Below are 26,089 nucleotides of genomic sequence, written 5' to 3'. Positions count from 1 at the left end.
ACGGGCCGCACCGGTCAGTTCAACGTGGCATCCCTGTGCCACGGCCCGACGGCCCGCGGCACGTGCCAATGGAAGGTCAGGGCCAGCAGGCGCAACAGGAACACGACGCCGGCAACGGCCAGTTGCCAGGCCCCGCCCGTCAATCCCATGCCCCAGAATCCGGCAATGAGGCCCGCGCCGAGCATCGCCGGGACGGCGTAGATGTCCCGCGGGTTGAACAGTTCGGGCGTCTTGTTGGCCACGACATCGCGCAGCAAACCGCCGCCGACTGCCGAGGTGACGCCCAGTAGCGCCGAGGCAAAGGGGTTCATGCCCGACTCCAGCGCCTTGATGGTGCCGGTGATGCAGAACAGGGCAAGGCCCGCCGCATCGAAGACAAGCAGCGGGCGCATCATCCTCTGGACCCCGGGTGCCAGGAAAAAGACAAGCAGCGCTGCCAGCACGGGCGGAATGAAGTAAAACGGGTTCGCGAATGCCGTCGGCGTCTGTCCGAGGATGACGTCGCGGATGATGCCGCCGCCGATCCCGGTCAGCCCCGCCAGAAGCAACGAGCCGACGATGTCGAATCCCCGCCGCGCAGCCAGCAGGGAACCCGAGACCCCGAAGAAAAAGACCCCGAACAGGTCTAGCACCAGTGGCATTGTCAACGGAGGCTGTCCTATTCGTCGGCGGGGGATCGGTCAATCAGGCAGGCTACAGCATCCGGTGTTGCCGCAGTTAATCGGATGTCTCCGTTTCCTCCTGATGGCGGATTCCGCCAAGGAGTTGCTGGGCCGCCGCGGCAAGGCAACCTCGGGCAAGGCAACGGCCGGGTGCCCCGGGGTATTGGCCTCGGGACACCCGGCCGTTGCGACGAGACAACCGGGCGTCGTGCTCGCCGCCGCCCGATTGCGTCTCCTGTTAGTCCTTGTCCTCGGAGCCCAGCGAAACGACCAGCGTCTGTGTCTTGGACTCGGTCTGGATCTCCGACCAGACGTTCTTCTTGACCTTCTTCACCTTCTTGCCCTTGGACTTGACCTTCACCACGACCTGCTTGACCAGGGTGCGGTACTCGACCTTGGTGGTGACCTCGTACGTTCCGACGCCCAGCTTGGCCTTTTTCTTCCCGTCCACCAGGACGGTGCCGTCCTGCGAGACGGTCAGGGTCTTGGAAACGACCTTGGCCTGCTTGCCCACCTTGACCTTCGGCGTGATCGTGGCAAGCTCGTCAGCTTCGACGGTCTTGTTCTTGGTGTCACGGATGACAACCGTCGGCTTCGACTCCGATTTGTGGCTCGTGGCTGCCACCGATTTGTGCGCCTTGACGGTGGATGCCGGTGCCGGGGCGGCCGTGGCAACGGAGGCACCGCCCAAGACCAATGACGATGCGGCGATGATGGCAGCAGTGGCGCGGCCGATACGGTTCTTCATACTTCCCCTAACTTTCAGGCCGGGGTGCGGAGCCGGCCGATTGGTTGTCTCGGGAATCATAGGCATCACTTGATGGCAAAACCTAGCGAATCATCAGCATGTGTACACAAATCTTTCATGAATAGATTGCGGAATGACGGCCGTCAGAGCGTTCCGCGGGCGCTTGAGACCTAGCTCCTCGTAGGGTCACCGCGTACGGAGCCGATTCAGGAGCCTGGAACGAAATTGCACGGCTTCTCCCGCTAGGCCAGAGCCTTGAGTGCCGTGAGCATCTTGTGGATCGTGTTCATGTTCCTCGTTGTGACAAGGGACTTTGAAGCCACCTTGGCGAAATGCTTGGCAAGCAGGCTGTCGAGGCTCTGCCCGCGGGGCACCTCCCAGCAGATTCCGTGGGAGAGCTGGGCAACACGTTCTTCAGTGGAGGGTTCCGGTGCAGTCCCCATGATGCTTGCCGCTTTTTCCTCGGACTCCGTCAGGACCAGGTATTCATGACGCTGGATTCCGTCATTCGGAGGGGCAAACGGGAAGTTCCCGGCCAGGTATTCCAGCTGTGCCGCATCCTGCACGATCACCCGGGTCCCGTAGCCATAGACCGAGTTGATGGCCGCCTCGCAGGCCGTTTTCACTGCCGCGGGATCCGATTCTTCGCTGGCAAACACCACATTCCCGCTGGCCAAAAGCGTGCGAACCCGGGAAAAACCGGCTTGCTCCAGCAGCGCGGTGAGGTCCTTCATGAGAATCTTGACTCCACCGACGTTTACGCCCCGCAGGAAAACCGCATAGAAATACATGGTGCCAAGTCTGTGCCCCGCAGGGCGGGTTCGGCAAGGCGCCCCGCGGCGTGTCCGACCATTGCGCGGCGACGCGTGTAGACCCACGTCGGAGGATGGATCAAAGCGCGGTGTGCGCGGTCTAAAATCTCATCATGACTACGCCCTTGCCCTATGGTTCCTGGCCCTCGCCCATCACCGCCGAACACGTTGCAGCCGGGACCACTCCGGTGGGCGGCGGCGACTTCGTGGGGGAGGAGCTGTGGTGGCTCGAGGGTCGCCCCGCCGAAGGTGGACGCCTGACGGTCGTGGCGCGCGGGGCCGGAACCGACGCGGCCCCCCGTGAACTCGTCGCGGCCCCCTACAACGTCCGCAGCAGGGTCAACGAATACGGCGGTTCCTCGTGGGCCGCGATCTCCGTGGCCGGCGTCCGGACGTTGGTCTTCGCGAACTTCGCCGACCAACGCCTTTACCTGGCCGTCGCGCACGGCGGTGCCCCGGTGCCGCTGACCCCGGAAAGCGCGGGGGAGGACGGCGACCCGCAATTGCGTTTCGCCGAGATCATCCCAGGCACGAACGCCGGTGAGGTGTTCACCGTCTGTGAGGACCACCGCGATGGGCTGCGCCGCTACATCGTTGCCATCCCGCTCGACGGCTCGGCGGCGGAAGACGCCGGCAAACTCCGCGAGGTCAGCCCGGCCTCCCGCTTTGTCGCCAGCCCGCGGCTCAGCCCCGACGGAACCAAGCTGAGCTGGATCTCCTGGGAGCACCCGCAAATGCCGTGGGACGGAACCGAGCTCCACGTCGGGGATCTTGTCGAAGGACGCGTCTCCACCGACTCCGTGCTGGCGGGCTCCGCCACCGAATCGGTGCTGCAGCCCGAATGGCTCACCGACGGCAACCTGGTCTTCGTCTCGGACCGCAGCGGTTGGTGGAACCTGTACTCGCACAGCCTGGAAACCGGCGAACAGCGGGCGCTGTGCACCCTTGAGGAGGAATTCGCGGGCCCGCTGTGGTCGCTGGGGCAGAGCTGGTACAAGGTCGAGAACGAGCACAGCCTGCTGGTGACCCACGGAACCCACGGCACCTCCCTGGCCCGCCTGGACCTGGCCAGCGGGGAACTGGCAGAGCTCGAGCTGCCGTTCACCAGGGTTTCCCCCTCGGCGCTGAGGGGAAACCGGTTGCTGGCAAGCGCCACCTCGCTGGTGGAGGGCGACGGGCTGCGGCTGATTGACATGGAGACGCTCGGGACGGAAAACGTCGCCCTCTCGCTCTCCGCGCTGCCCGACCCCGAAGCCCTGCCGCACGCCCGCGCCATGGAGTTCGCCACCGCCGACGGGTCGCCGGTCTACGCCCACGTGTACGCGCCGCGGCTGGGGGAACGCACGGGCCCCGAGGGGGAGAAGCCCCCGTTCGTCGCGTTCGTGCACGGCGGGCCGACCTCGCAGGCCTTTGCCCAGCTTTCGCTGTCCATCGCCTACTACACCTCGCGCGGCATCGGCGTGGTCGATGTGAACTACGGCGGCTCAACGGGCTTCGGCCGCGCCTACCGCGAACGGCTGCGCGGCCAGTGGGGCATCGTCGACGTGCAGGACACCGTGGCCGTCATGAAGGGGCTTGTCGCCGCGGGCCTGGCCGACGGCAACCGCCTGGCGATCGAGGGCGGGTCCGCCGGCGGCTGGACCGTGCTCAGCGCGCTGACGGACACAGAGACCTTCGCCGCCGGCATTTCCCGCTACGGGGTCTCCGACCTGGTCGGCCTGGTCACCGACACCCACGACTTCGAGTCCCGCTACATGGACTCCCTCGTCGGCCCCTACCCGGAGGCCGCCGAGCTCTATGCGGAGCGCGCGCCGATCAACCACGTCGACGACATCTCCTGCCCGGTGCTGCTCCTGCAAGGCGACGAGGACAAGGTGGTGCCGCCGGCCCAGTCCCAGGTTGTCGCCGACGCTCTCGCGGCCAACGGGATTCCGCACGCCTACGTGCTCTACGCGGGGGAACAGCACGGCTTCCGCCGCATGGAAAACATCATCAACGCGCTGGAGACATCGCTGGGTTTCTACGCGACGGTCTTCGGGTTCGATGCCGACGTCCCGTCGCTGGAACTGAGCTAGAAGCCGGTAGAAACACAAATGCGCGAGGCGTCGGACCCCTTTCGGGAGCCGACGCCTCACGCCATGTCGGGGATCGGCTAGTCGAGCACCGCTTCGCGCTCGGCGGCAAGAGCCGGGGCCGAGCTGGCGGTGATGCGCGGCGGGATCATCGACACGGCAAGGGCCGCAACCACGCCGACGATGGCGAAGAAGACGAAGTTGAACTGGAAGTTCATGCCGGTGGAGGCGATCCAGCCGCCGATGATCGGGCCCGAGATGGCACCGAGTCGGGCGAAGGACAAGGCCCAGCCGGTGGCGGTGCCGCGCTGGGCCGCCGGGTAGTAGTCGGCGATGTAGCCGGTGAGCACTAGCGAGGTGGAGATCGACCCGATGCCGGCGAAGGCCACGAAGCACAGGTTGATGAACATGGTGTTCGGGAACATCAGCAGCAGGATGCCGCCGGCGCCCAGCAGGTAGAAGATCACCAGGATGGGCTTCTGCCCGTACTTGTCGGCCAACCAACCGAGGATCAGGCCGCCGACGGCCGAGGCCAAGGAGAACACCAGCAGGAAGGTGAGCGAGGTGCCGAGGTCGTAGCCGGCCTTGCGCATGATCTGCGGCAGCCAGGTGTTCAGGCCGTAGACAAGCACCATGCCGCAGAAGAGTGAGATCCAGAAGAAGACCGTCGAGCGCAGGTACTTGCCGGAGAACATGGCGGCCATGACCTCGCGCCACGGAACCTTCGCGCCCGGCTTGGCCGGGGCCACGGGCTCGTAGTCGCGCACGTTGAGCTTTGCGGCGAGTGCCTTGGCCTCGGCGATCTTGCCCTTGGAGACCAGGTACTCGAGGGACTCGGGGAGCAGCCAGGCGACCAGCGGCAGGATCAGCACCGGCAGGGCGCCGACGGCGATGACCCAGCGCCAGCCGAGGGTCGGCAGTAGCGCCATGGCAACCAGCGCGGAGACCACGATGCCCAGCGAGTAGCCGGAGTACATGATGCCGTAGTTCAGTGAGCGCTTCTTCGGTGCGGAGTATTCGATGGTCAGCGCCGCGGCGACCGGGATGATGCCGCCCATGCCCAGGCCGCCGAGGAAGCGGAAGAGGCCGAACATTTCCGGGGTCGGGGCCATGGCCGCGCCTACCTGCGTGATGGTGAAGATGAGCATGGCAAGCAGCAGCATTTTGCGGCGGCCGATCACGTCGCTCAGGGTGCCGATGAACAGCGCGCCGAAGAGCATGCCCACCAGCGCGTAGGCGCCGAGGCCACCGAGCTGCAGCGGGGTCAGCGACCATTCCTTGTACTCGGCCAGTGCCGGCAGCACTGCGCCGAGCACGCCGACGTCGTAGCCTTCGGCCAGAATGGCCAGCCAGCAGGCGAAAAGCACAACCGAAGTGGTGCGCTTGGGGATGTTCCAGTCCGAAACCGTGGATGAAGGCGCCACGTAGTTCTCCTTGCGTGGAAGGGAAGAAAAATGAGGGGTGGTGCGACGATCCCTAGTATTATGGCGTTAACGTGACGTACGTAACAATAGTTGGATGGAGATTGGTTAGCGATGGTCATAAACTCAATTGATTCGGACGGGGGCGCAGATGCCTCGATCGATGCCCTGGTGGGGGAATTCCTTGCCGGCGGGCTGGCGGGAAACTCCCTGCGGCGCACCATTGAATGGGTGGACACGGACGCCGCCGGGCACCAGCACAACTCGGTGATCCTGCGCTTTGTCGAGGCCGCCGAGGCAAAGCTCTTCCGCGAGCTGGGCCAGAATTCGTACTTCGCCATCGCGCCGCGCGTGCGCCACGAGACCGACTACCGCGCCAAGCTCTATTTCGGGCAGGCGGTCACCACGGCAGTGAGGATCGAGCGCATCGGAACCAGCTCGATGGACTTCGCCTTCGGGGTGTGGGGGCATCCGCACGAGGGTCGCGGGGCGGTGCTTGCCGCCGAGGGTCGATTTGTCACCGTATGCGTGCCGCAGGGCAGAGACTCCTCCGCGCCGTGGCCGGGAGGGATTCGTGCGGCACTGCTGAAGTAGCGTCCGGGGGGGGCTATCCGGCGGAGGGGCTGCGCAGCGTCTGTGAGGGCGCGAACCCGAATTGCTGCCTGTAAGCCTGCGCGAAACGCCCCAGGTGCCCAAAGCCGCAGCGTTCGGCAATGCTTGTCACGCTGTCGATGCGCGGATCGGCCTCACCAAGCATTGCGTGGGCGCGGCGCAGTCGTGTCTCACGCAGCATCTGGGACGGAGTGGAGCCCAGTTCCTTGGCGAGGGCGACCTGAAGCGTGCGGATTGAAACCCCCAGTGCCTCGGCCAGGTCGCCGACGTTCACGTCCTCGCTGCTGTGGGCATCTAGCAGTTCCGAGAATGAGCAGACCAGCGACGAGTTCTTGCTGTCCTCGGCGGGGGTGTCCCATTGGCTGAGGGCCGTTGAAAAGTTCGATTTCACCGCCATGAGCCAGCGGGCCAGAACCATTTCCTCATGCAGGCGCCGGGCGTAGGGTGCCGGTGCGGCCCCCGGGGTGTTGAGCAGGTCGTGGTATTCAAACACTGACCGCAAGAACGACCGGCCCTCCGGCGTGGCCATGTCCATGCTGTTCGCCAACTTCAGAGGCCCCTCGAGCCTGGCGCCGTAGAGCGCCGCGGCCGCATCGCTGAGCAGCTCGCGCGGGGCGGTGACGATCAGCTGCGGCGTCCCGGCCTGCCAGGTCATCGAAAAATCGTGGTCGATCGGCGGGACCGAGGCCAAGTTGGGTGTCGACTCGATGGTTGAATCTGGGGTCCGCAATTGTGCGCTGCCCGCAAGCGGCACCTGGACCATGTAAAACGTCTTCAACGCGGCGGGGCTGATCCGCACGGCCGTCCCGTAGTCCAGCAGGTGCACGCCGAATCCGGCACCGGTGGAGCGGAGGTTCAGCTTCACGTTCCCGCGCCCCGAGATCGGCTGCAACGTGTGTTCGCAAAAGAGCTGGCTGATCCGTTGCTGGGCTTCGTGCGGGTCGGGTGTCTGCAGCGTCGGCAGCCCGTCGAGCACACTGCTGGGTGAAGGCATGGTGTGCTGCTGGGTCAGCATGCAGGATGCTCCTTTGCTGTGCTCGCTCCGTGCGCATATCGGATGGAAGGTGCGCGAAACGGATAGAGGCGGCCGTGCCCCGCGGGGTAGTTTCTTCTCAGGCCACCCATTATGACATGGGTCACAGGAAGTTTGCGGGGAAGGAAGACCATGAAATCGCTTCAGGATCGCGTCGTACTGCTCACCGGCGGAGCCACCAAGGTCGGCGCCGGGGTTGCAGGTTCGCTGATGGATGCCGGGGCGCGGGTGATAGTTGTTGACATCGACGAGGTGGGCGGTGCCGAACTGCAGCAACGCCACCCGGGTATCGAATTCCATGCCGTGGACATCACCGACGACGCCGCCCTCGAATCCCTGGTCTCTGGCATCGAGTCCCGCCACGGGCGCCTTGACGGCCTGGTCAATCTGGCCTGCAGCTACCTGGACGAGGGCATCGAATCGAACCGAAGCGACTGGCTCACCGCCCTGGACATCAACGTCGTCTCCGCCGTGATGCTGGCCAAGCTGGTCCGCCCGTTGCTTGCCGCCTCGGGGCACGGGGCGATCGTCAATTTCACCTCGATCTCCTCGGGCGTCTCGCAGACCGGCCGTTGGCTCTACCCGGCCAGCAAGGCAACGCTGGTGCAAGTCACCCGTTCCATGGCCGCGGACCTCGCGGCCGACGGAATCCGGGTGAACTCGGTCAGCCCGGGCTGGACCTGGTCCAAGATCATGGACACGCTCTCCGGAGGGGACCTGGCCAAGACGGATTCCGTGGCGGCACCCTTCCACCTGCTGGGCAGGGTCGGGCGCCCCGGGGAAGTCGGCGACGTGGTCGCGTTCCTGCTCTCGGACCAGACCTCATTTGTCACCGGCGCGGACTGGGCCGTGGACGGCGGCTACTCCGCCATGGGACCCGAACGCAACGAGCCGGCCATCCCGCTGCTGGCGGCCAACTAGTTTTCCTACGCAACACCTCCCACTCCATCATTTCCAGCGAGAACAAGGAACCAGGACCATGACCCCACGCACCATCACCATAGTCGGCGCCGGCCAGTCCGGCCTCCAGCTCGGCATCGGCCTGCTGGACGCCGGCTACGACGTCACCCTCGTCTCCAACCGCACCCCCGAGCAGATCCGCACCGGCTCCATCGCCTCCAGCCAGTGCATGTTCGATCAGTCGCTCGGGCACGAACGCGAGCTGGGCCTGGACCTGTGGCCCGACGCCCCGGTGGTCGAGGGCATTGCCTTCACCGTGGCACCGCCGGAGGCCCCCGGCGTCAAGGCCATCAGCTGGGCGCACCGGCTGGAAGCCCCGGCCCAGTCGATCGACCAGCGGGTCAAGTTCCCCGCGTTCATGGAGGTCTTCGAGGCCCGGGGCGGCACCCTGGTCTTCGAGGAAGCCGGCGTCGAGGACCTCGAGCGCTACGCGGAGCAGAGCGAACTGGTCCTGGTGGCGGCGGGCAAGGGTGAGATTGCCGGACTCTTCGAACGAGATGCCGAGCGCAGCCAATATGCAGCCCCGCAGCGGGCGCTGGCACTGACCTACGTGAACGGCATGAAGCCGCGCGAGGACTACTCCGCGGTCAACTTCAACCTCATCCCGGGCGTCGGCGAATACTTCGTCTTCCCCGCGCTGACCGTCACCGGCCCCTGCGACATCATGGTGTTCGAGGGCCTGCCCGGTTCCGACATGGACTCCTGGAAGGGACTGACCCCCGAGGAACACCTGGAAAACTCGCTGCGCATCCTGCGCACCTATCTGCCGTGGGAAGCCGAACGTTGCACCGACGTGACGCTCACCGACCCCAATGGCGTGCTGCAGGGACGCTTCCCCCCGACCGTCCGGCACCCGCTGGCAACCCTGCCCTCCGGAAAGACGGTGCTGGGCATGGCCGACGTGGTGGTGCTCAACGACCCCATCACCGGGCAGGGCTCCAACAACGCCGCCAAGTGCGCGGCCGCCTACCTCGAGGGAATCCTCGACCACGGCGAGCGCCTCTTCGACGACGAGTTCAAGCAGGGGCTCTTCGAGAGCTACTGGGAGTACGCGCAGCACGTCGCGGCCTGGACCAACACCATGCTGGCCCCGCCGGCCCCGCACGCGCTGCAGCTGCTGGGCACCGCCCAGGGGAACCCCGAAATTGCCAAACGCTTCGCCAACGGCTTCGACTACCCGCCGGACTTCGCCGCGTGGTTCATGAGCGAGGAAGCCGCAAACGACTACCTCGGCTCCTTCGACCCGGTGCACTAGGCACGGCCACACACCACTTCCCACACCACTGGAGTTTTCAATGCGTACCATCGCCATCGTCGGGGCCGGAGAATCCGGTGCCCAGCTAGCCCTCGCCCTGCAGCGCTCGGGCCACAGCGTCACCCTGTTCTCCGACCGCTCGGCCCAGCAGATCCGCAGCGGGGCGATCACCTCCAGCCAATGCGTGTTCTCCTCCTCCCTGCGGGTCCAGCAGCCGCTGGAAATCCCCGGGGCGAACACCGCGGACATGGGCATCACCGGGGTGCACATGAACATCGCGGGCGGCGAGGGGCGCGAGGAGATCGACTGGCAGGGCACGCTTGAGCGCCCAGCGCTGTCGGTGGACCAGCGGGTCAAGTGCGCGCACTGGATCGAGACGTTCATCGGCCGCGGCGGGGACTTCCGGATCGAGAAGCTGTCGGTGCGCAGGCTCGAAGAGCTGGCGGCGCTCTTCGACCTGGTGGTGGTGGGGACCGGGAAGGGCGAGCTGGGGCAGGTCTTTGCCACCGACAGGGCCAAGTCGCCCTTCGACCGTCCGCAGCGCGCCGTGGCCGTCACCTACGTCAAGCCCGCGCACGGCACCGGGGAAGAGCCTGATGCGACGAGTATCAGGATGAACATCGTGCCCGGGGTCGGCGAGTTCTTCACCTTCCCCGGGCTGGGCACCGAGGGGCCATGCCAGATGATGGTCTTCGAGGGCCTTCCCGGAGGCCCCATGGACTGCTGGGACTCGGTCACCACCGCCGAGGAGCACCTGGCCAAGTCGCTGGGGATCCTGCGCGAACACTTCCCCCACGAATACCCGCGCTTTGCCGGCTCGGTGCTCAACGACGCCGGTGCCGGGCTCCGCGGCCGCATCACCCCGGTGCTCCGCTCCGCGGTGGGAGTGCTGCCCGGCGGCCGGGTTGTCATGGGCATTGGTGATGCAATCATGCTCAACGACTCGCTCACCGGCCAGGGCTCCAACAACGCGACGCTGGCCGCGGACCACTATGCCCGGGCCATCGATGCCCGCGGGGACGAGGACTTCGACTCCGAGTGGATGCTGCGCACCTTCGACGAGTTCTGGCGCGGCTGGGGCCAGTTCTCCACGGTGTGGACCAACTCGATGCTGCGCGAACGCAAGCCCTGGCAGCTGGAGATGCTCGCGGCGGCCCGGCACCATGAATCCCTGGCCGCCGCGTTGGCCAACGGGTTCGACGACCCGCGCACGCTCTTCCCCTGGTGGTTCGAGCCCGAGGAGGCCGAGGCGTTCATGGAACGCGCCGTGGCAGAGGATGGCGCAACGTTCGACCTGCGCGACTTCCGCTCCACGCTTGGCCAGTTCGCCACGGGTGTCACGGTGGTGACAACCCGCACCCCGCAGGGCGCGAAGGTGGGGATGACCGCCAACTCCTTCACCTCCGTGTCCATGGATCCGCCGCTGGTGCTCTGGTGCCCGAGCAAGTTCGCGCCGTCGTTGGGCGATTTCGAGGCCTCCACGCACTTCGCCATCAACGTGCTCGAATCCTCCCAGCACGTGCTCTCGCGCCAATTCGCCACCCCGGCCGAGGACAAGTTCGCCGGAGTGGACTGCGTAGAGGGGATTGCCGGGGTGCCACTGCTCGAGGGGGCCGTCGCCACCTTCCAGTGCCGGACTGTGGCCAGGCACGAGGCTGGCGACCATGTCATTTACGTGGGCGAGGTGGAAAAGTATTCCAGGATCGAGGGTGACCCGCTGGTCTTCCACGCCGGGGCCTACCACCGCACGGCCTTGCACCCGGACTTCAGCTGAGCACCGGGCACCCGGTTGCCTGGCACCTACGCGAGAGAGAAACACATGGAAACCGACTACGTCGTTATTGGATCGGGCATCAACTCCCTGGTCGCCGCGGCCGAACTGGCGCGCAGCGGGGCGGCAGTGGTGCTGCTGGAGGAACACGAGCGGCTCGGCGGGTTCATCGACTCGGGCGAGCTGACGGTCCCGGGGTTCATCCATGACACCTTTTCCTCCTGGCACCCGCTGTTCATGGCTGGGGCCGCCTACGCGGAGCTTGGGCAGGAGCTGCATATCCGGGGACTGCGCTACCGCAACACCGAGGACGCGGACACCACGTGGGTGTGCGCAAGCATCGGCACCGATGCGCGGGGGACCACCACGGCGGTCTACGCCCAACGGGACCCCGGCGCCACGGCCGACGCCTTCGAGCACGCAGGGGACCGCGAGGCATATGCACGCATGCTTGAAGACTTCGGAAAGCAGGCACCGGTCATCTTCGGGGCGTTGGGCAGCGAGATGAACCTGCCGAACGCCGCGAAACTTGGCTTCAAGACCATGCGCCTGGGAATGAACAAGGCCCAGCAACTGGTGCGCCAGGGGCTGATGAGCGGTCGCAACCTGACCCGCAGCACCTTCACCGGGACGGAGGTCGACCAGCTCTGGGCGCCCTGGCTGCTGCACGCGGGGCTTGGCCCCGAACAGGCAAGCGGCGGCGTCATGCTCCCGGTCATGGCGGCCAGCATGCACCAATTCGGTTTGCCCGTCGTCCAGGGCGGGGCCGCGCAATTCATTGCTGCCTTCGAACGACTGCTCATCGACCACGGCGTGGTGATCCGCAAGGGCACCCGCGCGCAGGGCGTGGTTGTCTCAGGTGGCCGTGCGACGGCGGTGCGCACTGCCACCGAGACCTTCACCGCACGCAGGGGGATCCTTGCCTCCGTCTCGGTTCCGCAGATGTACAACGAACTGCTTGGGCCCGCCGCAGTGCCGGAGGAAACCCGTGCCGAGGTCCGTGCCCACCGGCCGGGCCGCGCGGCCATGCAAATACACATCGCGCTCTCCGGCCCCGTGCCGTGGAACGACGAGCGCCTGGCCAAAACCCCGCTGATCCACATTTCAACCGGCTCCGACTCAACGGCAATCGCCTGCGCCCAGGCGGAGGCCGGGCTGCTGCCGGCCAACCCGACCATCGTGGTGGGCCAGCAATGCGTGCTCGATCCCTCGCGCGCACCCGAGGGCCAGGCGACGCTATGGCTGCAGCTTCAGGAACTGCCGTTCGATCCCGTGGGGGATGCTGCAGGGGAGCTGGACACGAGTGACGGCTGGGACGAACAACTTACGGACGAGTTCATTCAAAGGGTGCTGGGCAAGATCGAGCAATACGCCCCCGGCCTCGGGGAACTGGTGCTCGGCATCAAGGCGTTCAACCCGCGGCAGCTGAGCCGGGCGAACAGGAACGCCGTGGCCGGCGACCCGTACGGCGGCTCGGCCGAACTGCACCAAAACCTGTTGTGGCGTCCGTTGCCGCGGCTTGGCAAGGGGCGCTCGCCGGTCAAGAACCTCTGGCACATCGGGGCGGCAACGCACCCGGGCCCGGGCCTGGGCGGCAGTTCGGGGCATCTGGTCGCCCAACGGTTGATCCGGGCGGCCCGACGTCCCAAGCGTCGGTGATCCGATATGTGAGAAGGGTCTTTTGCTGGCCCCTACGCACTGATACATTGGCAATGAGTTGAATGATTGTGACGACCGTCACCCGGTTTCGATAGCCCATCCCTCGGCGGGCGCGAAGGCACCCGCCAACCCAAACACTGGAGATTCGATGAGTCCTGTACAAAATGTCCTGGCGTCGCTGGCCACCGGTGCCGTTGAAGTCCTCGACCTGACGGCGCCGCTTTCGTCCGACACCCCGACGCTGGTGTTGCCCGAACCGTTCGCCAACCTGATCGACTTCAGCATTGACGAGGTCTCCGCCTACAACGAGCCGGGTCCGTTCTGGAAGCACCACAACATCCACACCGGCGAGCACATCGGCACGCACATCGACGCACCGATCCACTGGATCTCCGGGCGCGAGGGCAAGGACGTCTCGCAGCTGGACCCCGCGCGACTGGTCGGACCGGCAGTGGTGCTGGACTTCAGCGCGGAGGCCGCCGCGGACCCCGACTTCCTGATCGACATCTCGCACCTGGTCGACTGGCAGGAAGAGCACGGCGCCTTCCCCGCCAACTCGTGGCTGCTCTTCCGCACCGGGTGGGACCAGTACGGGCACGACCAGCAGGCATTCCTGAACCTCGACGAGGACGGCTCGCACACCCCGGGCTTCACCGCCGAATGCGCCAAGTGGATTGCCGAGGAGCTCAAGATCTCCGGCATCGGCGTGGAAACCGTGGGCATCGACGCCGGCAACGCCGGTGCGCTGAACCCGCCGTTCCCGATGCACTACTTCCTGCTGGGCGCCGACAAGTACGGCATCACCTCGCTGAAGAACCTGGACAAGCTGCCCACCCACGGGGCCATGATCGTGGTGGCGCCGCTGCCGATCGTCGGCGGCACCGGCGCGCCGACCCGCGTGCTGGCCATGGTCGGAAAGAGCTGAACGTGAACGTTGCACAACTTGTCGGCAAGACCCTCGCCGAGCTGGGCGTCGGCCACTGCTTCGGCGTGGTGGGTTCCGGGAACTTCACCATCACCAACACGCTGATCGAGCACGGCGTGCCGTTCACCGCGGCCCGGCACGAGGGCGGGGCCGCGACCATGGCCGATGCCTACTCGCGCGCCAGCGGCCAGGTCGCCCTGCTCTCCGTGCACCAAGGGTGCGGGTTGACCAATGCCGCAACCGGCATCGGCGAGGCGGCAAAGTCCCGCACCCCGATGATCGTGCTCGCCGCCGAGGCGGCGCCCTCGGCCGTGTACTCGAACTTCGCGATGGACCAGGACGGCTTTGCCGCCTCCGTGTACGCGGTGCCCGAGCGCGTGCACTCGGCCCAGTCCGCCGTCGCGGACACCGTCCGGGCCTACCGCCGCGCGGTGAACGACCGCCGGACGGTCGTCCTGAACCTGCCATTGAACGTCCAGGCCCAGGAAGTGACCGACCACCAGGCCGCAACGCCGGCCGGGATTGCTCCTGCCGAACCGATCCGTCCCTCGCGCGCCTCCGTGCAGGCCCTGGCCGAGCTGCTGGCCGGGGCGCGGCGCCCGGTGTTCGTGGCCGGACGCGGCGGGCGCGGCGCCCGGAACGAGATTCTGGCCCTGGCGAAGCACGCGGGTGCATTGGTGGCGACCTCGGCCGTGGCCAAGGGCCTGTTCAACGAGGACGACTTCAACCTCGGCATCTCCGGCGGATTCTCTTCCCCGCTCGCGGCCGAACTGATCACCGACGCCGATCTCATCATCGGGTTTGGCTGCGCGTTGAACATGTGGACCATGCGCCACGGGCACCTGATCGGCACCGGCACCAAGGTCGTCCAGGTCGACCTCGAGGAACAGGCCCTGGGAGCCAACAGGCCGATCGACCTGGGTATCGTCGGGGACTCCGCGCAGTGCGCCGCCGACGTGCTCGAGGCACTCGTCGCAGGAAACGTGCAGGCCCGCGAGGGCTACCGCACGCATGCCGTCGCGGCGCGCATCAAGGAATCGATCGACTGGAATCAGGTCGATTTCGATGACCTGTCCGACGGGCAGTTCATCGACCCGCGCACGCTGACCAAGCGGCTCGACGAGCTGCTGCCGGCCGAGCGCATCGTCAGCGTGGACTCGGGCAATTTCATGGGATACCCCAGTCAGTTCCTCTCGGTGCCCGACGAGTTCGGCTTCTGCTTCACCCAGGCCTTCCAGTCCATCGGGCTGGGCCTGTACACGGCCATCGGCGCGGGTCTGGCGCAGCCCGGACGCATGCCCGTGCTGGGCACCGGCGACGGCGGTTTCCACATGGCGATCGCCGAGCTGGACACCGCAGTGCGGCTGGGCCTGCCGCTGGTGTGCATCGTCTACAACGACGCCGCCTACGGCGCGGAGGTGCACCACTTCGGCATCGATGACCCGGAAGCGGACATGAGCTCCGTGCAGTTCCCGGACACCGACTTCGCGGCCATCGGGCGCGGCTTCGGCGCCGACGGAATCACCGTGCGGACCCTTGCGGACCTGGACGCGGTGGGGGATTGGGTGGCTTCGAACCCCTCCCAGCCGCTGGTGATCGATGCGAAGATCGCCTCCGACTCGGGCTCATGGTGGCTCGCGGAGGCCTTCAAGGGGCACTGACCGACTGGTGCCCCACCCGGGTGCGCGAAGCCTTGGCGGGGGAAATTCCCCGCCAAGGCTTCGCGCCTTGTGGCCGAGTGGTGTCTTTGCCGGGGAATGGGTTTAGTCCCGGGGGGCGGCGCCTGTGCGAACCCCGATCCGCAATCCGAGCGTGAGCAATGCGCCAACGACGCCCATGGCGGCTGCCATGAAAAACAGCGTCGAGAACGATACCAGGGTTGTGCTCCCGGAGTCGGACAGGGCCACCGTTGTCAGGATGACCGTGGCGATGGGGGTACCCAGGGCTGAACCAACCGTGCGCACCACACCGTTGACACCCATGGCGGCCGCCACCTCGTTGCGCGGACTCAACGTGGCGACAAGATCGGCGCAGACCGCAAATCCAATGCCGTTTCCAAGCCCGACGATCGAGAAGAACACCACCACCATCACCAGGCTGCCGGGAGCGATCGCAACGCCGATGCTGCCCGCGGCCATGATGGCCAGCGCCATGAACGCCGTGGGCTTGGATCCGATGCGCTGGATCAGCAGGGGCGCGAACCGGCCACCGAGGAATACCAGGAGGGCAGACGGAAGCAGGGCGAGCCCGGTTTGGGTCACCGTGAACCCCTGGCCAACGCCGGAGGCCGACGGAGCCTGAAGAAGTACGGGCAGGCCGATGTAGAAGAGGTATGGGATAAATCCCAGGACCAGCGAGAGCCCGTTGGCGATGGCCAGCGCGGGGCGGGCCAGGGTGCGCACGTCAAGCAGCGGCGCCTCGAGACGGAGTTCCACGCGAACCAGCGCGATGAGCGAGGCAACCGCGAGCGCGAACAAACCCAGCACCGCCGGTGAGGTCCAGCCCCAGCGTCCGCCCTGCGAGATCCCCAGCAGCAGCGAAACCAGCCCAAGGACCAGAAGCGCGGTTCCTGCCCAGTCGGTCCGCGTTGGCTTGCCCTTGGAGGAGGCCGGAACGAAGAAGAACACCAGGAGCAATGCCGCGCCGCCCATGAGCGCCCCGATGGCAAAAAGCCACTGCCACGAAAGGGCCTCGAGCACCAGGCCCCCGATGACAAGAGCCACGCCGGCCCCGAGGCCGAGGGTCCCGCTGAGCCAGCCAAAGTACGCTCGCTGCGTCGCGCCCGTTGTGTGGCGTCGGACGATAGCCAGCGCCAGCGGGAAGGTTGCCGTGCTCACGCCCTGCAGGACGCGACCGAGCAGCAGGAAGGCAAAGTTCCCGGCCGCGGCGGCCGTGATGCTGCCGATCACGAAGATCGCCAGGGTGGCGAGCAGGATCTTGCGGTGGCCATATCGATCCCCAAACGATCCGAGGATCGGTGCGGCCACGGCGCCGACAAGAAGGTACGCGGTCAGGATCCAGCCTGCCGTGGACGCATCGATACCGAACTCCTCCATGAAGGTGCCGAGTGCCGGAACCAGAAGGGTCTGCATCATTGAAAAAGCAAGTACCGCCAACGCCAGGGACGGCACCAGTAGTCGAGGCCCGGGCGCGGTGGCGGGGTCGACTCCCGGGGGCAGGGTGGTTGTCGGTGCTGGTGCTGGGGGCATCGGTGCTGGTCCTGTCGAAAGTCACTCTTGAACGGAACGGAATATTCCATTCCGATAGAAGTGTACTTCAATCGGTTGTACGGTGGAGCTATGAGTGTCACGAACCACGGAAACCCCCCGCTGCGCGGCCGAGCTCGTGAGGCGCAGAACAACGATTCCGCGATCCTGCGGGCGGCCCACGAGGTATTTTGCGAACGCGGTTGGGGTGCGCCGATGTCCGAGGTGGCGGCCCGGGCGGGAATCGGAGTGGCGAGCATCTATCGCCGGTATCCCAGCAAGCCAGTGTTGGTCAACGCCCTGCGGATTCTTGCCCTGGAGCAGCTCATCGAGCGGGCCGATTCGTGCGCCGCAGCCGCGGCAACGCCCGGCAACCCGAATTCCGCCGTCGAATCCTTCCTCCGCCGCAACATCGTAGAAGCCTCGGCGCCGCTTGTTTCGGTATCCGGCCACCAGCAGGAAACCACGCCGGAGATTGATGCCCTTGCCGCCCGTCTCGAGAAGTCCCTCGAATCGGTCATCGCCGTAGACCGCCGGCTCAAACTGGTTCCGGAACACTACGGCCCCGCCGATCTCATGCTGACCTTTACGCACCTGCGTCCGAACCTGCCGGTGCAGCGGGAACGGCTGACCGAGATCCATCTGCGTGAACTCGACTACGTACTTCGCGGGCTGCGCGCCGCGGCCTCCGACGGATCCGGGGTGGCCGGAAGACCCTCAAGCTGGCAGGAATGGTTGCAGATCAATGGCGCCCCGGCGGCAGGCAGCCGAACCCGCCACGGGTCCAACTGAGAAACCACATGAAACGTGGTCCCCGGGTCGGCCGACCCGGGGGATCGGGACCGAAAATGCCAGCCCCCGGAACAACAAAAGACAGGAAAAACAAAGGAGTGGGAGCAGCTCGACCCGCCGTCGGCGGTTGAACTGCTCCCACTCCTTGGGCACCGGGGCTAGACGCTCGGCACCAGGTCCTCGGTGGAGGAGTCCTTGGCCGGAGTCCAGCGCAGGTGGACCTGCTCGTCGATTGTCTCCTCCTTCAGCAGCGAGAGGCGCGGGCGGACCGCGTCGGTGCGGGCACTTGGCGGCTTGCGGCGCCCTGCCTTGAACGGCAGCGGCCAGCTGGCGCCGGCTCCCGAGTAGTCCTGCTCCGCAGCGGCCTGCAGCGTCCACTGCGGATTGTACAGGTGCGTGCGGCCCAGGGCGACGAGGTCCGCGCGGCCCGCCAGCAGGATCGAGTTCACGTCGTCGTAGGAGGAAATGGCGCCCACCGCGATGACGGCGACGTCCGCGGCGGCAGCGACCTGGTTGCGGATCTTGTCCGCAAACGGGGTCTGGTAGCTGCGGCCGAATGCCGGGCGTTCGTTGCGCACGATCTGCCCGGAGGAGACGTCGATCGAATCGATGCCGTGGTCGATGAAAGCCTGGGCGATGGCCAGCGCGTCGTCCTCCGTGTTCCCGCCCTCGACCCAGTCGGTGGCGGAGATGCGGGCTCCGATCGGCTTGTGGGCCGGCCAGGCTGCGCGCACCGCGTCGAGCACCTCAAGCGGGTAGCGCAGGCGGTTCTCCAGCGATCCGCCGTACTCGTCCGTGCGCCGGTTCGACAGCGGTGAGAGGAACGAGGAGAGCAGGTAGCCGTGGGCCGCGTGCAGCTCCAGCAGGTCGAAGCCCGCCGCATCCGCGCGGCGTGCGGCGGCGACAAACTGCTCGCGGACCGTATCCATCTGGGCGCGGGTGATTTCGGCCGGAACGTGGCAGCCCTCGCCGTAGGGGATGGCGCTGGGGGCCAGCACCTCCCAGTTGCCGGTTTCCAGCGGCTCGTCGATGCCCTCCCACATGAGCTTGGTGGAGCCCTTGCGGCCGGAGTGGCCGATCTGCGCGCCGATCTTGGCGTTCGAGTTGGCGTGCACGTAGTCGGTGATGCGCTTCCACGCGGTCGCCTGCTCGTCGTTGTACAGGCCGGTGCAGCCGGGGGTGATGCGGCCGGTCTCGGAGACGCAGACCATCTCCGTCATGACAAGCCCGGCGCCGCCCATGGCCTTGGATCCCAGGTGCACCAGGTGGAACTCGCCCGGCACGCCGTCGGTCGCCGAGTACATGTCCATAGGGGAGACGATGACGCGGTTCACCAGTTCCAGCTCACCGATCCTGTACGGCTGGAACATCGCCGGGGCGATTTCCTTGGAGCCTGCCAGGCGCGCGAAGTCGGCGTCGACCTTCTCGGCGAAGGACGTGTCGCGCAGCTTGAGGTTCTCGTAGGTGATGCGGCGGGAGCGGGTGAGCAGGTTGAAGCAGAACTGCACCGGGTCCTGGTCCTTGTACTGGCCGATGTTCTCGAACCATTCCATGGACGCCTGGGCTGCGCGCTGCGTGGATTCGACGACCGGGCGGCGCTCGGTCTCGTAGGCGGCCAGCGCGGCCTCGACGGTTCCGTGCTCGTGCAGGCAGGCGGCCAGGGCCAGCGAGTCCTCCATGGCGAGCTTGGTGCCCGAGCCGATGGAGAAGTGCGCGGTGTGGGCGGCGTCGCCGAGCAGCACGATGTTTTCGTGGCGCCAGTTCTGGTTGCGCACCGTGGTGAAGTTGATCCACTTGGAGTTGTTGGTGAGCACCTCGTGCCCGGCGAGCTCGTCGGAGAAGATCTCGGTGATCTTCTCGACGGCCTTCTCGTCGCTCACGCCGGGGGCGAAGACCTCGTTCTCGGTCTCGTCGAAGCCGGCGGCGCGCCAGACGTCCTCGTGCATTTCCACGATGAAGGTCGAGCCTTCGTCGGAGTACGGGTAGCCGTGGATCTGCATGGTGCCGGCGTCGGTTTCCTTGACGAAGAACTTGAACGCCTCGAAGACCTGGTCGGTGCCCAGCCACATGTACTTGGACACGCGCGGGTCCAGCGAGGGCTTGAAGGAGTCGGCGAACCTGGCGCGGATCGCGGAGTTCAGGCCGTCGGCGGCGAGCACCAGGTCATAGTCGGCGGAGAGCTGTTCGACATCCGGCGCCATGGTGGAGAAGCGCACGTCCACGCCGAGTTCGATGCAACGGCGCTGCAGCAGCTCGAGCAGTTCCTTGCGGCTCATGGCGGCGAAGCCCTGGCCGCCGACGGTGTGCATCTCGCCGCGGAAATGGATGTCGATGTCGCTCCAGCGGGCGAAGCGGCGGGACATGTAGTCGGCGATGACGGTGTCCGCGTTGCCGATGCCGCCGAGGGTCTCGTCGGAGAAGACCACGCCGAAGCCGAAGGTGTCCGAGGCCGCATTGCGTTCCCAGACGGTGACCTCGTGGGCCGGGTCAAGCTGCTTCATGAGGGCCGAGAAGTACAGGCCGCCGGGGCCGCCGCCAACAACTGCGATTTTCATGGGTGTGTCCTTATCTAGGGTCGGCAAGGCACGGGCCGCCGGTGGGAACCGGTGGCCGCGGGATGGATGCCGGGGAAGAGCGGTGGGGGATGCGCTAGGAGGCGGGGGCGTCGGCCAGTGCCTCGCGCAGCTTGAAGTGCTGGAGCTTGCCGCTGGGGTTCCGGGGCAGCTCGTCGACGAAGCGGACCTCGCGCGGGTACTTGTAGGGCGCGATGACGGTCTTCACGAAGTCTTGGAGTTCCTTGGCCTTGGCCGCTGACCCGGAGACCCCGTCCACCAGCACCACGAAGGCGCAGACCACCGATCCGCGGTGCTCATCGGGGCGCGCCACCACGGCGGTTTCCAGCACGTCCGGGTGCTGGATGATGGCCTCCTCGACCTCCGGCCCGCCGATGTTGTAGCCGGAGGAAATGATCATGTTGTCGCTGCGGGCCTGGTAGGTGAAGTAGCCGTCAGCGTCGCGCACGAAGGTGTCCCCGGTGACGTTCCAGCCGTTGGAGACGTAGGCGTGCTGGCGTTCGTCGTCCAGGTAGCGGCAGCCGGTAGGGCCGATGACGGCAAGCCGCCCGACCTCGTCGGGGCCCAGTTCGTTGCCGTCCAGGTCCAGAATGGTGGCCCGGTACCCGGGCACCGCCTTGCCCGTGGTGCCGGGTCGGATCTGTTCCCCCGCGGCGGAGATGAACACATGCAGCAGCTCGGTGGAGCCGATGCCGTCGATCAGTTCCAGCCCGGTGGCGTCCTTGACGGCCTGCCAGGTCGCCGCCGGCAGGTGCTCGCCGGCGGAGACGGCAACGCGCAGACCGCGCAGCAGGTCGGCTTTGCCCTCCTTGAGCATGGCCCGGTACGCGGTGGGTGCCGTGAAGAGGATCGTGGCGCCGGCGTCGTGGGAGAGCTGTGCCAGTTCCACCGGCGTGGTGCGTTCGGTCAGCAGCGAGCTGGCACCGAAGCGCAGCGGGAAGACCACCAGCCCGCCCAGGCCGAAGGTGAAGGCCAGCGGCGGGGAGCCCGCGAAGACGTCGTCCGCGGTGGGTCGCAGGATGTGCCGGGCGAACGTGTCCGCGTTGGCCAGGATGTCGCGGTGGAAGTGCATGGTGATCTTCGGGACCCCGGTGGTGCCCGAGGTCGGTCCGAGCAGTGCCACGTCGTCCGCCGCCGTGTCTACGTTGGTGAACTGCCCCGACTTGGCCGCGGCGCGTGCCACGACGTCGTCCTCCGAGTCGGAACCCACCGGGACGACCGGGTAGCCACCGGCCGAGGCGGCCAGTGCGTCGTCCATGAAGCGGTGGTCGCAGAGCATCAGCGACGGCTTGGTCAGCGCCGCAAGCTTTTCGATTTCCGCCGCGCGCAGGGCCGGCATGGTCGTGACAACCACAGCTCCGGCCTTGATGACGCCGAGCCAGCAGGCGACAAGCCACCCGTTGTTCGGGGCACGCAGCATCACGCGGTTGCCCGGGACGATCCCGAAGTCCTCGGTGAGGATCTGCGCGACCTGGTTGGCCCGTGTGAGCAGTTCGCCGTAGCTGAGCGAGGTTCCGTCCGGTGCCAGCAGTGCCGGTCGGTCGGCGCCGAAGGTTTCCACCGTGTCGTCGATGAGGACGGTGGCGGCGTTGAGCCGTTCGGGGTACTGCAATTCCGGCAGCGTGAACTCCAGCGTCGGCCAGAGTTCGTGCGGCGGCAGGTGGTCGCGGGTGAAGGTGTCTTGATGCGCAGTGCGGGATAGTTCCATGACGTCTCTTTCCAAGAGTCGGTTCTCGATGGTTCTTTGGAGCTTGTGGTGCGGTGGAGAAGTGGTGCTGTGGAGCTAGCCGCGTGGTCCGCGGATCATGCCTTCCTGGGCAACGGTGGCCAGCAGCCGGCCGTCGCGGGTGTAGAAACGGCCCAGGGCCAGGCCGCGGTTGTTCTGGCTGGAGACCGCTTCCTGGACGTAAAGCACCCAGTCGTCGACTCGGCCGTCGCGGTGGAACCACATGGCGTGGTCCAGGCTGGCCGTGACGAGTCCCTCGGTGCTCCAGGAAAGGTTCTGGGTCCGCAGCAGCGGTTCGAGGATGGTGTAATCGCAGACGTAGGCCAGGGCCGCGCGCTGGGTGATCTGGTCGTCGGGAAGGTCGGTGAAGGCCTTCACCCAGACGGCCTGGTGCGCGGTGCTGGCGCCGTCAAGCGACAGGTACAGGGCGCCGGGCACATGGCGCATGTCGAAGCTGCGACCGTGGGACCAGTACTCGGCCGCCGCACCCTCGGCCTCGGCGAGGACTTCCGAGGCGCTGGCCAGGGTTTCCGGATCGAGGTCCAGGTACTCGGCCGGGGCCGTCGAGGACTGCTCCGGGCCGGACTCCGGCACGTGGAAGGAGCCCAGGGCGGTGTAGACGGCCTTGCCGTTCTGGAAACCGCGGACCTGGCGGGTCGAGTAGCCGCGGCCGTCGCGCATGAGTTCGACCTCGTAGCGCACCGGCACGTGCATGTCGACGGGGCGCAGGAAGTAGGAGTGCATCGAGTGCAGCTCGCGGTCCTCGCCCACCGAACGCATCATGGCCGAGGCGCCCTGTGCCACCATGTCTCCGCCGTAGGCCTTGGGCCACGGCACGTACTGCGGGATGGCGGTGAACGCCTGGTCGAAGACCTCAGCCTCGCACGAGGTCAGGTCGATGGCGTCGAGGAAGATCTGTGAGCTCATGCCCGACGGTATCCTTCCAGGGACTCGTCGGCGACGTCGTCGAGGTTCACGACGATGTTTTCCGGGGTGCGTGCCGTGAGCCAGACCAGGTCCTCGGTGATGGACATGTTCGCCTCGACGTGCGGCATGAACGGCGGGACAAACACCCAGTCGCCGGCGGTCATGTCCAGGAACTGCTCGTAGTTCTCGCCGAAGTAGATGCGTCCGTGGCCGCGCAACACGTAGCCGCCGGTCTCGGCCTCGCCGTGGTGGTGCGGCAGCGAGCGGTAGCCGGGGGTGTTGGAGACCTGGCCGAACCAGATCTTGGTGGCCGGGGTGTGCTGGATGCTGACGCCCGAGACGCGGATGCAGTCGCCGGACTGTGCGGTGTTGGTGTCCTCGGCGCCGGCGCGGGTCACCACCGGAACGACGATTCCGTCGGCTCCTGCGTAGATCGAGTTGTCGCCTTCGGTGCGGTAGATCACGGGGGTGCTGCTCATGGGGATTCTCTCCTTTGAAGTGGTGCCGGTGTTGGGATGGGGCAAGTTAGACGGTGGTTGAGATGCGGGCGCTGAACTTGTTGCTCAGGGTTCCGATGCCGGGGATTTCTGTGTGCAGCTCGTCGCCGTCCTTGAGGAAGCGCGGCGGGACCATGCCCATGCCGACGCCGCCGGGGGTGCCGGTGAGGACCACGTCGCCCGGGCGCAGCACGGTGAACGTGGAAATGTAGGACAGCAGCTTGGCAGAGGAGAAGACCAGGGTCTTGGTGTTTCCGCGCTGGACTTCCTCGCCGTTGAGGGTGCAGATGACCTCGACCCCGGCTTCCGGGTCGATCTCATCCGGGGTCACCATGACGGGGCCCAGGGGAGTGGTGCCGTCGAAGGCCTTACCCTGGAACCACTGCAGGGTGCGTCGCTGCCAGTCGCGCATGGATATGTCGTTGGCGACGGTGTAACCGGCGATCGCGGCCGCTGCTTCCTCTTCGGTGGCGTCCCGGAGCGTGGAACCGACGATGACCGCGAGCTCGGCTTCCCAATCGACGTTTTCCGAATGCCCGCCGACGATCTCGGCGTCCGGGTCGGTGAGGGTGTCTGCGAACTTGGCAAAGAGGGTCGGGTACTGAGGCAATTCGCGGCCCATCTCGAGGATGTGGTCGGAGTAGTTCAGCCCGCAGCAGATGACCTTGCGGGGGTTCGGCACGGGGTTCAGAATGGTTGCTTCCTCGCGTGCAATCACGTCGGGGGCGCTGTGGCCGTTCAAGGTTTCGCGTACCAGCGCCTGCCAGTCGGTGTGCCCGACCAGCTCGCCGACATCGCGTGCAGGCAGCGGCAGGTACCCGCCCGCAACCTCAAGTGCTGCTGTCGTTCGGCCTGCGTGGCGAATTGTCGCGAGTTTCATCGATGCCCCTTCTCATGTCCATCAAATTCATTGTGTCGACTTTTTGACTGCCGTCACGTATCCTCAATGTAACACGCGTCACAGGTGTGGCGCTAGGGCGGGTTCGCCATGAAAACCATCAGAGTTCACAGGGAGTGCACAATGACCGAGACAACGGTTCACGAAAACCTCACGATCAACCCCGATTCGTTGCCGAAGCCGTCCGGATACGCGCACGGAATGCTGGCCGGCGACACCGTGTACCTCGGAGGCCAGACGGCGCTGGACAAGAACATGCAGATTGTGCCGGGCGGCATCATCGAGCAGTTCAAGCAGGCGTTCTCCAACGTGCTGACCACCCTGGTAGAGGCCGGCGGGCGCCCGGAAGACCTCGTTTCGGTGACGATCTACCTCACCGACGTGGATGACTACATGGCCAACGGCCGCGAAATCGGACGCCTCTGGCGCGAAATGGCAGGCACCAAGTACCCGGCGATGGCCGGCATCGGTGTCAGCCGCCTGTGGCAGAAGGAAGCCCTCATTGAAATCCAGGGTGTTGCCGTCATCCAGGATCGCGACAACTAACCGGGTCGTTTGAACCGATATCGAGGCAACAAAAATGTGCCGTGTGGTGGCTGTCGAATCCAGGATTCGTAAGCCAACCACACGGCACATCTTCTTTTCCGCTTCGACGGGTTTAAGCAACAGCCATGTCGTCGTCGATGACGCGGCTGGCATGCCTCTCGGCACGCGGGGAAAGCAGCGCGTGCAGTTCCTGGAACAGCTTTTCGGCATGCAACGCATTCCAGTTCTTTGGCAAGAACTCAATGGGCAGTCCGGGGTCAAGGTAGGGGAGCCTGCGCCATTGCGTGATCAGGACCAGATAGTCGGCAAAGGCCCGGGCATCGGCATCGCGGCTTGCCGCAAGCTTTTCCTGGCGTTTCCAGCCAGCAAGAAGCCCCTGGTTGTTGTCGATGAAATCCGAATACAGGGCGTCAAGTGCGGGCAAGTCCCACCAGGAAGCAACGTTCTTGTGCGGGTCCGCGCCGCCGATGTGATCCGCCATGAAGAACTCCAAGTATTCGCTGAGTCCACGACGGTCGAAGTATGCCAAAACCTCATCACGCAGATGCCCGGGAGCTATCCACAGCCCCGGGGTGACGGAACCAAATCCCATTCGGACCAGGGAAGAACGGATCATGTGGCGTATGTTGCGCTGTGATTCCGGGACGGTGAAAGTGGCCAATAGCCATCGGTCCTCTTTGTTTGCCCGGCGAGGGTGGAAAATGCGTTCGTCGCCCTCGATGAATGTTTCAATGACCGAAGGGGCCAATGCATATCCATTGCGGTTGTTCACCTGCACGCTGTCAATGATGCCGCGTTTCTTGAGCCTCGAGATGGAGGACCGCGTGCCGGCGGATTCCACACCGATATCTCGCATGAGAGAAATGATTGCGGCCACTTGCAGGGCGCCACCGTGCCGGCGGGCATAGAGTCCAAAAAGGGAGACTATGAGTTGGTGATGGCGTGGGACCGGGGCCTCGACGGGGGCTTTCGGGTCACCTGCGTGGGAAGTCAT

22 protein-coding genes are annotated in these 26,089 nt (G+C 66.1%); 10 read left to right on the top strand and 12 right to left on the bottom strand.

Annotation, left to right across the window (positions count from 1 at the left end; all coding sequences use genetic code 11):
- Window positions 1-14: 14 nt before the first annotated feature.
- The 3 genes from JOF47_RS14390 to JOF47_RS14380 form a co-directional block, all read right to left on the bottom strand.
- The gene (locus tag JOF47_RS14390) at window positions 15-641 is read right to left on the bottom strand and encodes a trimeric intracellular cation channel family protein (protein ID WP_209999637.1); all 627 of its coding nucleotides are present in this window, start codon (window positions 639-641) and stop codon (window positions 15-17) included.
- A gap of 259 nt (window positions 642-900) precedes the next feature.
- Window positions 901-1,410: a hypothetical protein gene (locus JOF47_RS14385; protein WP_209999634.1), complete on the bottom strand. Its 510-nt coding sequence runs from the start codon at window positions 1,408-1,410 to the stop codon at window positions 901-903.
- A gap of 242 nt (window positions 1,411-1,652) precedes the next feature.
- The gene (locus tag JOF47_RS14380) at window positions 1,653-2,201 is read right to left on the bottom strand and encodes a DUF1697 domain-containing protein (protein WP_209999632.1); all 549 of its coding nucleotides are present in this window, start codon (window positions 2,199-2,201) and stop codon (window positions 1,653-1,655) included.
- 134 nt (window positions 2,202-2,335) lie between these two features.
- On the opposite strand from JOF47_RS14380, the gene JOF47_RS14375 reads away from it, so the two are divergent.
- Entirely contained in the window at window positions 2,336-4,297 is a 1,962-nt protein-coding gene (locus tag JOF47_RS14375; RefSeq protein ID WP_209999630.1) for a S9 family peptidase, read from the top strand.
- 77 nt (window positions 4,298-4,374) lie between these two features.
- On the opposite strand, the gene JOF47_RS14370 is transcribed toward JOF47_RS14375, so the two are convergent.
- Complete coding sequence (locus JOF47_RS14370) at window positions 4,375-5,718, bottom strand: MFS transporter (protein WP_209999628.1); 1,344 nt, start codon at window positions 5,716-5,718, stop codon at window positions 4,375-4,377.
- Window positions 5,719-5,829: 111 nt separating this feature from the next.
- On the opposite strand from JOF47_RS14370, the gene JOF47_RS14365 reads away from it, so the two are divergent.
- Entirely contained in the window at window positions 5,830-6,309 is a 480-nt protein-coding gene (locus JOF47_RS14365; protein ID WP_209999626.1) for an acyl-CoA thioesterase, read from the top strand.
- 13 nt (window positions 6,310-6,322) lie between these two features.
- Here JOF47_RS14365 and JOF47_RS14360 read toward each other — a convergent pair whose 3' ends face one another.
- Window positions 6,323-7,342 carry an AraC family transcriptional regulator gene (locus JOF47_RS14360; protein WP_209999625.1) on the bottom strand — a complete coding sequence of 340 codons (1,020 nt, stop codon included), beginning with the start codon at window positions 7,340-7,342 and terminating at the stop codon, window positions 6,323-6,325.
- 150 nt (window positions 7,343-7,492) lie between these two features.
- On the opposite strand from JOF47_RS14360, the gene JOF47_RS14355 reads away from it, so the two are divergent.
- The 6 genes from JOF47_RS14355 to JOF47_RS14330 all read left to right on the top strand — a co-directional run bounded on the left by JOF47_RS14355 (window position 7,493) and on the right by JOF47_RS14330 (window position 15,591).
- On the top strand, window positions 7,493-8,281 hold the full coding sequence (locus tag JOF47_RS14355; protein ID WP_209999624.1) for an SDR family oxidoreductase: 789 nt from the start codon (window positions 7,493-7,495) through the stop codon (window positions 8,279-8,281).
- Between the two features lie 58 nt (window positions 8,282-8,339).
- A complete protein-coding gene (locus JOF47_RS14350) occupies window positions 8,340-9,575 on the top strand; it encodes a styrene monooxygenase/indole monooxygenase family protein (RefSeq protein WP_209999623.1) in 1,236 nt (411 codons plus the stop codon).
- A 40-nt stretch (window positions 9,576-9,615) separates the two neighbouring features.
- Window positions 9,616-11,349, top strand: coding sequence for a flavin reductase (locus JOF47_RS14345; protein ID WP_209999622.1), 1,734 nt, complete (start codon window positions 9,616-9,618; stop codon window positions 11,347-11,349).
- 45 nt (window positions 11,350-11,394) lie between these two features.
- The gene (locus JOF47_RS14340) at window positions 11,395-13,005 is read left to right on the top strand and encodes a phytoene desaturase family protein (protein ID WP_209999621.1); all 1,611 of its coding nucleotides are present in this window, start codon (window positions 11,395-11,397) and stop codon (window positions 13,003-13,005) included.
- 148 nt (window positions 13,006-13,153) lie between these two features.
- Window positions 13,154-13,930 (top strand): cyclase family protein, encoded by a 777-nt coding sequence (locus tag JOF47_RS14335; protein ID WP_209999620.1) that lies wholly within the window; start codon window positions 13,154-13,156, stop codon window positions 13,928-13,930.
- Between the two features lie 2 nt (window positions 13,931-13,932).
- A complete protein-coding gene (locus JOF47_RS14330; RefSeq protein ID WP_209999618.1) occupies window positions 13,933-15,591 on the top strand; it encodes a thiamine pyrophosphate-binding protein in 1,659 nt (552 codons plus the stop codon).
- A gap of 102 nt (window positions 15,592-15,693) precedes the next feature.
- Here JOF47_RS14330 and JOF47_RS14325 read toward each other — a convergent pair whose 3' ends face one another.
- Window positions 15,694-17,139 carry an MFS transporter gene (locus JOF47_RS14325; protein ID WP_281070245.1) on the bottom strand — a complete coding sequence of 482 codons (1,446 nt, stop codon included), beginning with the start codon at window positions 17,137-17,139 and terminating at the stop codon, window positions 15,694-15,696.
- Between the two features lie 90 nt (window positions 17,140-17,229).
- Between JOF47_RS14325 and JOF47_RS14320 the strand changes: the two genes are divergently transcribed.
- Window positions 17,230-17,928: a TetR/AcrR family transcriptional regulator gene (locus tag JOF47_RS14320; RefSeq protein WP_209999614.1), complete on the top strand. Its 699-nt coding sequence runs from the start codon at window positions 17,230-17,232 to the stop codon at window positions 17,926-17,928.
- A 158-nt stretch (window positions 17,929-18,086) separates the two neighbouring features.
- Here the strand turns inward: JOF47_RS14320 and JOF47_RS14315 are convergent, their stop codons facing one another.
- The 5 genes from JOF47_RS14315 to JOF47_RS14295 form a co-directional block, all read right to left on the bottom strand.
- Window positions 18,087-20,483, bottom strand: a complete 2,397-nt coding sequence (locus tag JOF47_RS14315) for a bifunctional salicylyl-CoA 5-hydroxylase/oxidoreductase (protein WP_209999612.1) — start codon at window positions 20,481-20,483, stop codon at window positions 18,087-18,089.
- Between the two features lie 94 nt (window positions 20,484-20,577).
- The gene (locus JOF47_RS14310) at window positions 20,578-22,209 is read right to left on the bottom strand and encodes an AMP-binding protein (RefSeq protein WP_209999610.1); all 1,632 of its coding nucleotides are present in this window, start codon (window positions 22,207-22,209) and stop codon (window positions 20,578-20,580) included.
- A gap of 75 nt (window positions 22,210-22,284) precedes the next feature.
- Window positions 22,285-23,154, bottom strand: coding sequence for an acyl-CoA thioesterase (locus tag JOF47_RS14305; RefSeq protein ID WP_209999609.1), 870 nt, complete (start codon window positions 23,152-23,154; stop codon window positions 22,285-22,287).
- Window positions 23,151-23,633 (bottom strand): cupin domain-containing protein, encoded by a 483-nt coding sequence (locus tag JOF47_RS14300; RefSeq protein ID WP_209999607.1) that lies wholly within the window; start codon window positions 23,631-23,633, stop codon window positions 23,151-23,153. The genes JOF47_RS14305 and JOF47_RS14300 overlap by 4 nt, the downstream gene beginning before the upstream one ends.
- A 46-nt stretch (window positions 23,634-23,679) precedes the next feature.
- A complete protein-coding gene (locus tag JOF47_RS14295) occupies window positions 23,680-24,531 on the bottom strand; it encodes a fumarylacetoacetate hydrolase family protein (protein ID WP_209999605.1) in 852 nt (283 codons plus the stop codon).
- Between the two features lie 141 nt (window positions 24,532-24,672).
- Here JOF47_RS14295 and JOF47_RS14290 point away from each other — a divergent pair, with 141 nt between their 5' ends.
- Complete coding sequence (locus JOF47_RS14290; RefSeq protein ID WP_209999603.1) at window positions 24,673-25,095, top strand: RidA family protein; 423 nt, start codon at window positions 24,673-24,675, stop codon at window positions 25,093-25,095.
- 112 nt (window positions 25,096-25,207) lie between these two features.
- Here the strand turns inward: JOF47_RS14290 and JOF47_RS14285 are convergent, their stop codons facing one another.
- A complete protein-coding gene (locus tag JOF47_RS14285) occupies window positions 25,208-26,089 on the bottom strand; it encodes a PaaX family transcriptional regulator (RefSeq protein WP_209999601.1) in 882 nt (293 codons plus the stop codon).

Source organism: Paeniglutamicibacter kerguelensis, assembly GCF_017876535.1.
Taxonomy (GTDB): domain Bacteria; phylum Actinomycetota; class Actinomycetes; order Actinomycetales; family Micrococcaceae; genus Paeniglutamicibacter; species Paeniglutamicibacter kerguelensis.
The sequence above is the reverse complement of the archived record's forward strand: the minus strand, read 5'-3'. Positions and strand labels throughout refer to the sequence as shown.